This window comes from Zhouia spongiae (assembly GCF_022760175.1).
Classification (GTDB): Bacteria; Bacteroidota; Bacteroidia; order Flavobacteriales; family Flavobacteriaceae; genus Zhouia; species Zhouia spongiae.
In genome coordinates this window covers 2,457,489-2,470,427 of record NZ_CP094326.1, presented here as the reverse complement: position 1 = coordinate 2,470,427, position 12,939 = coordinate 2,457,489, and the positions used below count along the sequence as shown (strand labels likewise).

The following is a 12,939-nucleotide window of genomic DNA, read 5'->3' as shown; positions in this document are numbered from 1 at the left end:
AGTATCCCTGTACAAAACAGACACTAAACATCTAACCTTCTTTATTTTACAAACCTCAACTATAGAACTCACAAAAAATGATCAATTTATATCCAACACAATTAGATAGCCTCTCCATACACCGTGTAGGTAATAAAAGTAAGAATGAAGGAGCTTTTTTATCTGAAGAGCCCTATAAACTCAATGATGAAATCACAGCCATTTTAAAAGAGTACTTTTTTAAGCCTTTCAGGGAAAAAGAAGAAAGCTATTACCGTTTTCATAATGAAGTAGACGTAGAGTTCAACGAACTATATAAAATTGTTTCTGACATCTTTTCAGACCCTTCATCCGTGCATGCCAATTCAAAAAGAATTGCCACCCACCTGTTCGACCAAAGCAGTCACCCCCATATTAAAAGCGGAGAGCTGTATGTTGCATACTTATCTAATGTAATGCTGGACAATGAAAAAGTAGATGCCGTAGGGATCTTTAAATCGGAATTAAAACACGACTTCCTGCAATTTGAAGAAAAAGGCAGCAACCTGGACATCCTAATCCAGCAGGGGATCAATATCAACAAGCTGGATAAAGGATGTATGATCTTTAATGTCAAGAAAGAAGAAGGTTATAAGATTCTGTCGGTAGACAGCAATAAATACGACACCAAATACTGGCTGGAGAACTTTTTAGGAGTGGATGTTCTTGCCGATGAGAACTTCTTCACAAAAAAATACCTGAAATTCTGCCAGGACTTTGCCAAAGATGTGGTTCTGCCTGCAGAAGACAAAAAAGAAGAGGTGATGTTTATGAACAGATCGATGAACTACTTTGCAAAAAATGATGATTTTGAAGAAACCAACTTCCTGAACGAGGTTATCGACAACCCGGATCTGATCCCTGAATTCAAACATTATAAAGTAGAAAAGGGACCTAAATACAGTATTGAAGACGTTTCAAACTTCCCGATCGCCAATAAAGCCGTTTCCGATGCAAGAAAAAAGGTGAAGAATTTGATCCAGCTCGATACAAACATCCAGATCAAAATGGATTTTATTAATCCGGAATCCGCTGAAAAATTTGTTGAGAAAGGTTGGGATGAAGAAAAACAGATGTATTATTATCTGGTATATTTCAATAAAGAACAGAAAAGTTAACCTTCTTCATATAAAACCGGGCCTTTCAGTCCGGTTTTTTTTTATATCAGTACTCCTTGCGCTTGCTATAATTTCACAAACCTTTATTAGGGCCATGCAATAAACGTTTCATACTTACGTCTTCATAATTGCGTTTCACAAAATCGAGGGCAGCTTCCAGCACTTCTCCCATATTTCCGGCCTTTTTAAACTCTATATCCTGTACAAACTCTAAAAGTTCCATTTTCAGATTTTCAACATTTTCTTCATACGATATGGTATCCGATTTAGCGCAATCCAAAAGTTCTTCAATCCGCTCATGATACCCTATCAGCCTTTTGGCTACTATAGATCGTTCTTCTATCTTGTACTGATCGACGGAACTCCGTTGCAACTTATCCCTCACCATATCGACCATAATCCTGTTCTCCTTAAAAAATTGCGGCCTGTAGACCTTAAACTTTCCTTCGAAGCACTGTTGATCAAAATCAATAGCCCGGATTCTATATACTACATGGTCGAAATCATGTGTCGGTACAATCACATAATTATAAGACCGCATGTCTCCCAACAAACGTATCATGCAACGTTCGTTGAATTTTACAAATTCCTTGGCGATTTGCGCTTTTTCAGGTTCTGTACATTCCGGCAGCATTTCTTTTATAAATACATCACCCGGTATACCCGATATATGTTCTTCTATCAGTGTATCTTTATAAACCAGAAAGTTAAGGTTGTAAGGCGATAACATATGCTCCAGCTCCAAACCATAAATTCTGGATGCATCTGCTTTCTTCACATAGAAATATGTATAGTTATCGTTTAGGATATTCCGTACCTTCACTCTAAAAGGCTGCGAGTTTCCAAACGTACAGAAATCAATGGCGTCGACGTTCAAAAATTGAAGTATCCGGTCACTACCATCGGAGTGCAAGCTCGAATATACCCGCTTTAAGCTCAGGTCTATTTCCTGCCTGTCAAACTCATTATAAAAAACCCGGATCCACAAAGTGTCTTCGTCATTATTATCGTAAAGTACTGTCGATCCTGCAAACCTTAACAGATCTTCATAGAAGATGGGTATTTTCGTATTTCTGCTGTATTCATTCAAATATTCATGCAACTTATCAGAAATCGGAAATGCAGGCTTCTTTCTGGACATTAATTTCTCACTCATCTAAAATCATTTTCATCAAATTTACATTATATTGTAACAAAACGTATCTTGGTTCGTCAAGTAAATACAATCAAAAAACATTTTTCTTTTGAATACTATACTCAGAATAAACAACCTTACTAAAAAATTCGGGGCACTTACCGCGGTCAACGATCTTTCTTTTACTATCGAAAAAGGCAACGTATACGGACTTTTAGGCCCCAACGGGAGCGGTAAATCCACAACGCTTGGAATTGTATTAAACGTAGTTAATAAAACGAGTGGCGACTTTAGTTGGTTTGATGGAAAAACAAGCACCCATGAAGCATTGAAAAAAGTCGGAGCCATTATAGAGCGCCCCAATTTTTACCCATATATGAGTGCCGAAAAAAACCTAAAGCTCGTATGTAAAATTAAAGGTGTCAGCTCCCATAACATTAGAGAAAAACTTGAACTGGTTGGACTTTGGGACAGAAAAGACAGTAAGTTCAGCACCTATTCGCTGGGTATGAAACAACGTCTGGCAATAGCTTCCGCATTACTCAACGATCCGGAAATACTTATTCTGGACGAACCTACAAATGGTCTGGACCCCCAGGGTATTCATCAAATCCGGGAACTGATTACCAGGATCGCGGGCAAAGGCACCACCATACTATTGGCTTCCCATTTATTAGATGAAGTTGAAAAAGTATGTAGCCATGTCGTTGTACTCAGAAAGGGTGTTAAATTATATTCAGGCCGGGTAGATGAAATGATTGCCAGCCACGGCTTCTTCGAATTAAAAGCAAATAATAACGAAAACCTTATCGCTTTTCTGAAAAACCATACAGCTTTTAAAGATGTGATTGCTAAAAATGGTACTGTCACTGCTTTTCTTAATGAACCTATGGATGCCGCTACATTTAATGAATGCATGTTTAAAGAAGGGTTTGTCTTATCTCATCTGGTAAAAAGAAAAGAAAGCTTAGAGGAACAATTTCTGGCACTTACCAACAATCAATCAAATTAATCATCATCAATCGAAATTTATGTTACGTCTTTTAGAAATAGAATTTATAAAACTTTGGAATAGCAGGGTAAGCAAGTTTTTAATTATAGCTTATTTCGTATTGCTGACCTCAATTGCATTAATTGCCGCTATAAAGTTCGATATCGGACCTATAAAATTCCACCTGGCCAAAGAAGGCATCTTTAATTTCCCGTACATCTGGCATTTTAATACCTTTATTGCCGCATTCTTCAAACTCTTTTTAGCTATCGTAATTGTATCGATGATGGCTAATGAGTACAGCAACAAAACCATAAAACAAAATCTCATTGACGGCTTGAGTAAAAAAGAGTTTGTATTGTCCAAATTCCTGACAGTTATTGGTTTTTCGGCCATATCAACGGCTTTTATATTTGTAGTATCCCTGATTCTGGGTCTCACTTATTCAGACTTCAATGAGCTTTCTATTATTTTTTCGGACCTTGAATTTCTCCTGGCCTTTTTTATTAAACTCATCGGTTTCTTTGCCTTTTGTCTGTTCCTGGGAATGTTGGTAAAACGGTCGGCCTTTGCATTAGGGTTTCTTATTCTCTGGCAATTTATCGAAGGGATGATCTACCTGATCCTACGCTGGAAAATCGACGAACATTTTGCTTCGAATGTACTTTCCTTTTTACCGCTTAATGCCATGAGCAATCTTATTAAGGAACCCTTCACGAGACTCGGTGCCGTACAATCGGTAGCAAAACAAATAGGCGAAGACGTGTCTTATGATTTTGGAGTACACTGGTACGAAGTATTGATTGTTTTGGCCTGGACGGCAATATTTGTATACTGGTCGTATGTTCTTTTAAAAAGAAGAGATCTGTAAGCTGTTTACGCTTTCGTAATCAATTTGCCTATGGAAGTTCTTGTTTAGTTTGTTAGCTTTGTATTCTTATTAGCCGTTATGAAATTTAAAATCGAATCAGAATACAAACCTACCGGAGATCAACCGGAAGCAATTAAACAACTGGCCTCCGGTATTGAAACAGATGAAAGGTATCAAACATTACTGGGGGTAACCGGTTCGGGCAAAACCTTTACCGTGGCGAATGTCGTGCAAGAAGTACAAAGACCGACATTGGTATTGGCACATAACAAAACTCTTGCTGCCCAACTTTACTCTGAATTCAAACAATTCTTTCCTGATAACGCGGTGGAATACTTCGTATCATATTACGATTATTACCAACCTGAAGCTTACCTTCCCGTTACGGGAACATATATCGAAAAAGATCTTTCTATTAATGATGAAATAGAAAAATTAAGACTGAGTGCTACTTCGGCTTTGTTATCCGGACGCAGGGACGTATTAGTGGTAGCATCCGTATCTTGTTTATATGGTATCGGAAATCCGGTGGAATTTCAAAAAAATGTAATAAAGATCGAAAGGGACCAGGTAATATCCAGAACCAAGTTCCTTCACCAACTGGTACAAAGTTTATATTCCAGGACAACGGCCGAATTTATGAACGGAAATTTCAGGGTTAAGGGAGATGTGGTAGATGTTTTTCCCAGCTATGCCGATCATGCATACCGAATCCATTTCTTCGGTGATGAAATAGAAGAAATTGAAGCTTTCGACCCGGCAAACAATGCTATTATTGAAAAATATGACAGGTTGAATATTTATCCGGCCAATATGTTCGTTACTTCACCCGATGTCCTGCAAAATGCCATCAGGGATATTCAGGATGATCTGGTCAGGCAAATTGACTATTTTAAGGAAACAGGAAAACACCTGGAAGCAAAACGGCTCGAAGAACGTACAAATTTTGACCTGGAAATGATACGGGAACTGGGCTATTGTTCTGGAATTGAAAATTATTCAAGATACCTGGACGGTCGCGAACCCGGAACCAGACCTTTCTGCCTACTGGACTATTTTCCGGACGACTACCTTATGGTTGTCGATGAAAGCCATGTAACCATACCTCAGGTACACGCCATGTATGGCGGGGACAGAAGCCGTAAAGAAACCCTAGTGGACTATGGTTTTCGCCTTCCTGCCGCTATGGATAACCGCCCGTTAAAATTTGAAGAATTTGAAGCTTTGCAAAACCAGGTAATATACGTATCTGCTACACCGGCTGATTATGAACTCGGACTAAGTGGAGGGGTTTATGTTGAACAGGTTATCCGTCCTACAGGTCTTCTGGATCCCGAAATTGAAGTGAGACCAAGTGAAAACCAGATTGATGACCTCATGGAGGAAATACAGTTACGGGTTGAAAAAGACGAACGTGTTTTGGTAACCACGCTGACAAAGCGAATGGCAGAAGAGCTGACAAAATACCTGACCAGAACCGGTATCAGATGCCGCTATATACACTCAGATATTGACACCCTTGAAAGGGTGGAGATAATGCAGGATTTAAGAAAAGGGCTCTTCGATGTACTGGTTGGGGTTAATTTACTAAGGGAAGGCCTTGATCTGCCTGAAGTTTCTCTGGTCGCCATTCTTGATGCCGATAAGGAAGGTTTTTTACGCAGTGCCAGATCGCTGACCCAGACAGTCGGCAGAGCTGCCCGGAATTTAAATGGGAAAGCTATAATGTATGCTGATAAAATAACGAACAGCATGCAAAAGACTATTGATGAGACAAACTACAGAAGAGAAAAGCAGGTTAGATACAACACAGAGAACAATATTACCCCCACTGCTTTAAAGAAAAGCCTTGAAAGTATTCTTATTAAATCTAAAACTTCGGACTACGAAATGAATCATAGTCTAATGGCAGCGGCAGAACCGGATACTGCTTATATGTCCAAGGATGATATTGATAAACTTATAAGAAATAAACGAAAGGAAATGGAAAAAGCGGCTAAAGAACTTGATTTTATTCAGGCTGCTAAACTTAGGGATGAGATTAAAAAACTTCAGGAAGAAAGCAAGACTTCCTAAACCGCTCTGAAAAAATATCTGAACCGCCCCAACAGAAAGTAGTATCGAAAGAGCCGGATTTATTATATAAAAAGCGCCCGTAAAAAGGGCGCTTCCTCAACTAACTAACCAAATAAATCTAATTATGAAAAAACTACACTACTTCTTATTAAGAAATTGAAATCATTCTTTTCTGCTTCGGTAATGCTTCTTCTTTTTTAGGTATTGTTACCTTTAAAACACCATCGGCATAGGATGCGTCAATCTGATCCTCATTTGCGGTTTCGGGCAAAGTGAAAGACCTTCTGAAAGAAGAATAATTAAATTCTTTTCGGGTATACCTGCCTCCTTCCTGCGTTTCCTCTTTTTCTGTTTTTACCTCCGATGAAATTGATAAAATGTTTTCGTCTACCGAAACATTTATGTCCTCCTTCTTTAATCCGGGTGCTGCCAGTTCTAAAGAATAACTATCGTCATTTTCTTTGATATTAACAGCCGGGGCATTAAAGTTCCTTACCTCTTTCCCTCCGTACCAATCATTGTTGAACAATTCATCGATAAAAGATGGAAATAACACATTCGGGTTTCTTTTTACTAAGTTCATTTCTATAGCTTTTTGATTCAACTTCTTTTAAAAATTCAGAATGTAATAGTCAAATTTGATTCCAAACATCATTTGGTGACATTATGGCGCAAAACTAAAGGCGACTTACGCCAAAATGACATCATTCGCATTTACACTCTTAACAATAGAATAAAACATTATAAGGAATTGAATTGCAGGTTTGAGCTTTAAAAAAGGTATAAAGTTTCGGCATAATCATAAAAAAACACACCTCATAATACCAGCATGATAGGAGAACACATAGAGAATATATGGAGCATCTATATAGGGTGAACGGACTTTTTAATATCTGTCCGGAAGAGTATATGGCTTTTTAAAAGCTTACATCTCTGTTTTTTTCAAACATAAGAAACATTTAAAAAACACTAAAAAACGCTTGCAATAATCTTAATACAACATCTTTTAGAATTTTGTTCAATACATTACCTGGCCTGTAGCAAATAGGGTAACTTAAACTACCGGCTATTCCATGACTGATAAAAACAAACCATTATGCCCACAAAAAGGACAGACACCTTTCAACAAACACAATCTTCATAAACTAATCAACTACTCTTTTCGTAATCAGCAAAACAATATGATGCAAACTGAATAATGACCTGAAAAACAATTAAGTCTAATTGTATTGCGTCTTAAATATATTAATGAGGACATCCGGAGGCACAACCTTGCCATCAAACTGGTCCATTACCTTCAACACCTGGTTTATAGCAAACGGATTCAGCCCAAGCCGAACCCCCAACTCCCTGATCTTGTTTAATTCGTCAGGGTGCTCATCTTGATCTACATTCATCAGTAATACCATTCGATGAAATTGAAGTATTCGCTGCGCTTCAGATGAGGGAGGTGTAAACGGAACATCAGAATTAAATAACTTATTCAGATCGTTATCATTCACGTCTAATCTGGCTGCGATCATTCGTAAAAACCCCATTTCTTTATCTGTTATTTGATGATCGGCTTTAATAAGCGCGACTAAATCGGATAACAAACTTAATTTTTCTGAATGGTTACTCATATTTCTTATATTTAGTAACTAAAAATATAAAAAGTTTCAAGATGCGTTTATTTTTTCTTGGTTTTATATTATTATTTCTCGTCCAAATTCACGCACAGACAACTGCTTCTGTCCAGGTTTCTACTTTTATTATAGAAGCTCCCCAACTAAAAACGAGTAAAAGGATTTGGATATATCTGCCTAAAAGTTATAAGAACTCAAATAAAAGATATCCTGTTATTTACATGCATGATGCACAAAACCTGTTTGACATCAATACTTCTTACGCTGGAGAATGGCACATAGACGAGAGCCTGGACGAACTAAATGCCGAGGTTATCGTTGTTGGTATCGAACACGGTAACAAAAAAAGGATAGACGAGCTTACACCTTTCGAGCATCCTGATTACAAAGGAGGGAAAGGCAAGGATTACCTGGATTTTATCGTAGAAACCGTAAAACCCCATATCGATCTTGCTTTCAGAACGCTTCCAGACAGGAAACATACCACTATCTTTGGCAGCTCTTTGGGCGGACTTATTTCCTTTTATGCCCTTTTCGAATATAACAATACATTTGGACAAGCGGGGGTATTTTCTCCGAGTTTTTGGTATTCAGATAAAATTTTTTTGATGGTCGAAAACCTGAAAACACTACCCGATGTAAAGATCTACCTTGCAACAGGAGCAGACGAAGGTGAAAACATGGTACCCGATCAGGAGAAAATGGTCTCATTGCTATTGAAAAAAAAATTACCATCAAAAAATATCAAACATTATATTGTAAAGAATCAGAAACACAATGAATCCTTCTGGGGAAAAGAGTTTACCAAGGCTTATAAATGGCTTCTAAAGGACTGTTATTAAAAATAAAAGACCTGCATCGGTACAGGTCTTTTAAAACAATGAAGCGATTTAATTCGCTACTTATCTCCTTTAACTGTAACTGATACTTTGTAATTTTTCCCTTTGACCAACTTATCTGTTTCCACTTTTTTATAATTTAACCTGCTCTTAATGTAGTATTCTACAAGCTCGTTATCTGCTTCCACATCAGATACGACAATTTCATTTGACTTGTTGATCATAAAATACACTGTGGCAGTAAGGACGTGTCCGTTAAATACATTCCCCGGCTTGCCCAATAAGCTGGTCAACTCCCTGGTTACCTCATTTACAGAAGGTTCCGGATCGACATTCGCTGTTGCTATGTTAGCAGTTAAAGCTAAAACAGTCAATACAATAATTCTTTTTAATGTTTTCATCGTTTTTTGTGTTGTTTTTTGATTTCGATACAAATTTACGTCACAACACCCTAACCCCACACCTTTTCTGTCATCCTTAACCTACATTTAAAAAAATTTACATTAAACTAAAAAACATGAAAAACGTATCGTCAATCCTCTTAAAAGAATAAAACCTGTCTGGTTCAGGCAGCTTCAACCCTCATCGGTCAATTACAGTAAAAACGCATAAAAAGATCAAAAAATGACATTATCATCAAAAACTTAAAAAGCCTGAAATACATTCAAAAGTAAGTTCAAATAAACAATTAATCATCAACAACGATCATCAATTATTAAGATATATTAAACAAGCATCCCGGATAACAATAGATTTACATTCGAAGTGTCAAAAGGGATATTGTTCACATACCAATAACAAAAAAGTCCGGCATAAAAGCCGGACTTTGACATATACATTATATTTGACAGTGTTATTTTAATACCTCCTGAACTTTATCTGCTGCCTCCTGGAATTCAATTGCTGAATGAACAGCCAATCCTGAATTATCAATAAGTTCCTTGGCAATCTCTGCATTTGTTCCCTGTAAACGAACAATGATAGGGACATTAATAGCATCGCCCATATTCTTATATGCATCTACAATACCTTGTGCTACCCTGTCACAACGTACAATACCACCAAAGATGTTTACCAGGATTGCTTTTACATTTGTATCTTTTAAGATGATGCGAAAAGCCGTTTCAACACGTTTGGCATCAGCAGTACCACCAACATCCAAAAAGTTTGCAGGTGCTCCGCCGGCCATTTTAATCAAATCCATGGTAGCCATTGCCAAACCGGCTCCGTTTACCATACATCCTACATTACCATCAAGGTTGACAAAGTTCAATCCGGCAGCTTTTGCTTCTACCTCGATCGGGTCTTCCTCACGAAGGTCTCTCATTTCAGCATAGTCAGGATGACGGTATAAAGCATTGTCGTCGATAGTAACTTTAGCATCAACTGCTAAAATCTTATCATCAGAAGTCTTTAAAACCGGGTTGATTTCAAATAACGAAGCATCTGACTTCACGTAAGCATTGTACAGAGAACTGACAAACTTCACCATCTCCTTGAAAGCATTCCCCGAAAGCCCTAAGTTAAAAGCCACTCTCCTGGCCTGAAAAGGCATCAAGCCTATCGCAGGATCAATTTCTTCCGTAAAAATCAAATGAGGTGTCGTTTCAGCAACTTCTTCTATATCCATTCCTCCCTCTGTAGAGTACATAATCATATTACGCCCTTTACTTCTGTCTAAAAGTACAGACATATAAAACTCAGAGGTTTCGCTAGGACCGGGATAATAGACATCCTCAGCTACTAATACCTGATGTACTCGCTTTCCTTCTTTAGGAGTTTGAGGAGTTACGAGATCCATACCTATAATCTGATCTGCTATTTCTTCTACTTCCTTAAGATTTTTAGCAAGCTTTACTCCTCCACCTTTTCCGCGGCCGCCTGCGTGAATTTGGGCTTTAATAACATGCCATCCGGTTCCGGTATCTTCAGTTAATTGCTTGGCACCAGCTACAGCTTCTTGCGCATTGTGTGCTACAATACCACGCTGAACTTTTACACCAAAACTTGCTAATATTTCTTTTCCTTGATATTCGTGTAAATTCATAATGAGCAGTTGTATATTTTAGCTAGGCAAAAGTAACAAACCTCAATTAATTAAACTAAAAATATTTGATTAAGCTTTTGTTACTCGATAATCGAGATTTAAATGCTCCGACGCTTGCCCTTATGAAATAGTCCTGACGGAATTTCATTGGGCTTGCCCTTGTGAAATAGTCCTGACGGAATTTCATAGGACTTACGTTGAAGTGTTTTGCCATGCGCCAGCTGGCTCCATCGCTAAAAAGGTCTACCAGACCTTTTCTTTACGCTTGGCCCTCTCGTGGGCTTGCCCCGAGATAGTTTACTTAATAACCACCTCTTAAATTTCAGCAGATTTTAATATATTCGGCAAAAATTAGGTTTTTAAATCGGTTTGCGAATCACTGTGCTTTTCATATTCTCAACTGAATAAACCGCATTTATACCAGATTATGATCCAAAAAGTTTTTATTAGTCCCTTTCAAAGATTCGTTAAAATAGAAAGCCTCAGTGGTATTCTATTATTCTGTGCTGCAGTAATTGCCATCATTTGGGCAAACTCGCCTTTTTCAGAGAGTTATGCAGACCTGTGGAATTATAAAATTGGTATCAGTTCTGAAAAATTTTCCCTCCAAAAACCACTTTTGTTATGGGTAAATGACGGATTTATGGCTGTTTTTTTCTTCCTGATCGGATTAGAAATAAAACGGGAACTCCTGATAGGCGAATTAAATTCGGTAAAAAAAATGGCTTTTCCTTTCGTGGCAGCCTTGGGGGGTATGCTCATCCCTATGACAGTTTTTATCATTTTAAATAAAAACCCTGAAACTGCTAACGGCTGGGGAATTCCGATGGCTACGGATATTGCTTTTTCTCTGGCCGTACTTAAATTACTGGGGAACAGGATTCCATTAAGCCTGAAAATCTTTCTGACTGCTTTTGCCATTGTTGATGATATCGGGGCTGTACTTGTTATTGCTATATTCTACACTCATAATATTGCAGTCGACATGATCTTGATTGCAACTGCTTTGCTTGCATTACTATACTACCTGTCTTATAAAGGGTTTTACTCAAAATACCTTCTTTTTGGGGTCGGGGTGATTGTTTGGGTATTATTTTTAAAATCAGGGGTGCACCCTACAATAGCAGGCATCTTGTTAGCCTTTGCGGTACCGATCAGACAACGCATAGACACAGGCACCTTTGTTTCGAATCTTGGCAGCATTACCGAAAAAATACAACAAGGAGTTATTAAATCCGAACCCATCTTATCAAAAGAGCAAATTGCGGAAATAGACAACCTGGAAGAGTGGACCGATAAATTTCAGTCTCCGCTTCAACACCTGGAGCATAAACTACACGATTGGGTTGCATACTTTATCATCCCTATTTTTGCATTGGCAAATGCAGGTGTTTCACTAAGCAGCGGTTCAGGTATCGATACTGCTCTGGCCGTTAATATTACGCTATGCCTCATTTTCGGTAACAGTATCGGTATAAGCACTCTTGTTTTATTATCAAAAAAACTGGGCATTATCGAAGTACCGGAAGATATTAATAACGGACAGATACTGGGCGTAGCATGCCTGGCTGGAATCGGTTTTACAATGGCTATTTTTGTAGCCAGTCTGGCTTTTGCCGATAGTCCTGTTTACATAGATTCAGCTAAAATAGGAATCCTGACCGGCTCCATGTTATCTGCTATCCTGGGATACATCGTTCTAAGGATTACAAGCAAACCCAACCTGAAAAACGATGAGTGACAAATACAAGATACCAGACCAGAATCAGGCATGTACATCTGAAAGTTTTTGACATCGACCGGACTCTAAACCTTTATGGTAAACCTCTTGGTCTTTGAATTAATTATCGCCTACGGAAAAGATGTTGCCGTTACCTCGGCAGACGGATAGCATCGCCACGTCGGTTTAAACATATGATGCTGTTAATTATCCCGGAGCCGGCTCGCACATGGGCAAAACACTTCAACGCAAGTCCTATGAAATTCCGTCAGGACTATTTCATAGGGACAAACCCTGTGAACTTTTCCGTCAGGAGTATTTCACAGGGACAAGCCCCGGAGTCCCCGGTATTCTTACGGATTAAACTCGGTTATCGAGTAAAGACCGGCACCGGGTCAAAAACATTCGGCCGCTCTGTCTCATACAGCTACCCTTTATCCTATACAAGAACCTGGCTATTACACTCAAACGTCTTCAGGATAAAAACGGTGTTGAACTG

Annotated in this window: 11 protein-coding genes; 6 read left to right on the top strand and 5 right to left on the bottom strand. The window is 38.4% G+C overall.

Annotation, left to right across the window (positions count from 1 at the left end):
• Positions 1-77: 77 nt before the first annotated feature.
• Positions 78-1,136, top strand: coding sequence for a nucleoid-associated protein (locus MQE36_RS10760; RefSeq protein ID WP_242935976.1), 1,059 nt, complete (start codon positions 78-80; stop codon positions 1,134-1,136).
• A 73-nt stretch (positions 1,137-1,209) separates the two neighbouring features.
• On the opposite strand, the gene MQE36_RS10755 is transcribed toward MQE36_RS10760, so the two are convergent.
• Positions 1,210-2,292 (bottom strand): hypothetical protein, encoded by a 1,083-nt coding sequence (locus MQE36_RS10755; protein ID WP_242935975.1) that lies wholly within the window; start codon positions 2,290-2,292, stop codon positions 1,210-1,212.
• Positions 2,293-2,380: 88 nt separating this feature from the next.
• Between MQE36_RS10755 and MQE36_RS10750 the strand changes: the two genes are divergently transcribed.
• The 3 genes from MQE36_RS10750 to uvrB all read left to right on the top strand — a co-directional run bounded on the left by MQE36_RS10750 (position 2,381) and on the right by uvrB (position 6,209).
• Positions 2,381-3,283: an ABC transporter ATP-binding protein gene (locus MQE36_RS10750; protein WP_242935974.1), complete on the top strand. Its 903-nt coding sequence runs from the start codon at positions 2,381-2,383 to the stop codon at positions 3,281-3,283.
• Between the two features lie 19 nt (positions 3,284-3,302).
• Complete coding sequence (locus tag MQE36_RS10745; protein WP_242935973.1) at positions 3,303-4,133, top strand: ABC transporter permease; 831 nt, start codon at positions 3,303-3,305, stop codon at positions 4,131-4,133.
• A 78-nt stretch (positions 4,134-4,211) separates the two neighbouring features.
• Positions 4,212-6,209 carry an excinuclease ABC subunit UvrB gene (gene uvrB, locus MQE36_RS10740; RefSeq protein ID WP_242935972.1) on the top strand — a complete coding sequence of 666 codons (1,998 nt, stop codon included), beginning with the start codon at positions 4,212-4,214 and terminating at the stop codon, positions 6,207-6,209.
• A 148-nt stretch (positions 6,210-6,357) separates the two neighbouring features.
• Here uvrB and MQE36_RS10735 read toward each other — a convergent pair whose 3' ends face one another.
• Together MQE36_RS10735 and MQE36_RS10730 are read right to left on the bottom strand one after the other, a co-directional pair.
• Entirely contained in the window at positions 6,358-6,792 is a 435-nt protein-coding gene (locus MQE36_RS10735; protein WP_242935971.1) for an Hsp20/alpha crystallin family protein, read from the bottom strand.
• A 637-nt stretch (positions 6,793-7,429) separates the two neighbouring features.
• On the bottom strand, positions 7,430-7,831 hold the full coding sequence (locus tag MQE36_RS10730) for a TerB family tellurite resistance protein (RefSeq protein ID WP_242935970.1): 402 nt from the start codon (positions 7,829-7,831) through the stop codon (positions 7,430-7,432).
• A gap of 41 nt (positions 7,832-7,872) precedes the next feature.
• On the opposite strand from MQE36_RS10730, the gene MQE36_RS10725 reads away from it, so the two are divergent.
• Complete coding sequence (locus MQE36_RS10725) at positions 7,873-8,676, top strand: alpha/beta hydrolase (protein ID WP_242935969.1); 804 nt, start codon at positions 7,873-7,875, stop codon at positions 8,674-8,676.
• A gap of 56 nt (positions 8,677-8,732) precedes the next feature.
• Here MQE36_RS10725 and MQE36_RS10720 read toward each other — a convergent pair whose 3' ends face one another.
• Positions 8,733-9,074: a hypothetical protein gene (locus MQE36_RS10720; protein WP_242935968.1), complete on the bottom strand. Its 342-nt coding sequence runs from the start codon at positions 9,072-9,074 to the stop codon at positions 8,733-8,735.
• Positions 9,075-9,526: 452 nt separating this feature from the next.
• Positions 9,527-10,720, bottom strand: a complete 1,194-nt coding sequence (gene sucC, locus MQE36_RS10715; RefSeq protein WP_242935967.1) for an ADP-forming succinate--CoA ligase subunit beta — start codon at positions 10,718-10,720, stop codon at positions 9,527-9,529.
• A gap of 427 nt (positions 10,721-11,147) precedes the next feature.
• Between sucC and nhaA the strand changes: the two genes are divergently transcribed.
• Positions 11,148-12,461 carry a Na+/H+ antiporter NhaA gene (nhaA, locus tag MQE36_RS10710; RefSeq protein ID WP_242935966.1) on the top strand — a complete coding sequence of 438 codons (1,314 nt, stop codon included), beginning with the start codon at positions 11,148-11,150 and terminating at the stop codon, positions 12,459-12,461.
• Positions 12,462-12,939: the final 478 nt, after the last annotated feature.

Coding starts and splice junctions, on each gene's coding strand:
- MQE36_RS10735 (WP_242935971.1), bottom strand. CDS start 6,792: ATGAACTTAGTAAAAAGAAACCCGAATGTGTTATTTCCATCTTTTATC.
- MQE36_RS10725 (WP_242935969.1), top strand. CDS start 7,873: ATGCGTTTATTTTTTCTTGGTTTTATATTATTATTTCTCGTCCAAATT.
- uvrB (WP_242935972.1), top strand. CDS start 4,212: ATGAAATTTAAAATCGAATCAGAATACAAACCTACCGGAGATCAACCG.
- MQE36_RS10720 (WP_242935968.1), bottom strand. CDS start 9,074: ATGAAAACATTAAAAAGAATTATTGTATTGACTGTTTTAGCTTTAACT.
- MQE36_RS10760 (WP_242935976.1), top strand. CDS start 78: ATGATCAATTTATATCCAACACAATTAGATAGCCTCTCCATACACCGT.
- MQE36_RS10745 (WP_242935973.1), top strand. CDS start 3,303: ATGTTACGTCTTTTAGAAATAGAATTTATAAAACTTTGGAATAGCAGG.
- MQE36_RS10730 (WP_242935970.1), bottom strand. CDS start 7,831: ATGAGTAACCATTCAGAAAAATTAAGTTTGTTATCCGATTTAGTCGCG.
- MQE36_RS10755 (WP_242935975.1), bottom strand. CDS start 2,292: ATGAGTGAGAAATTAATGTCCAGAAAGAAGCCTGCATTTCCGATTTCT.
- sucC (WP_242935967.1), bottom strand. CDS start 10,720: ATGAATTTACACGAATATCAAGGAAAAGAAATATTAGCAAGTTTTGGT.
- nhaA (WP_242935966.1), top strand. CDS start 11,148: ATGATCCAAAAAGTTTTTATTAGTCCCTTTCAAAGATTCGTTAAAATA.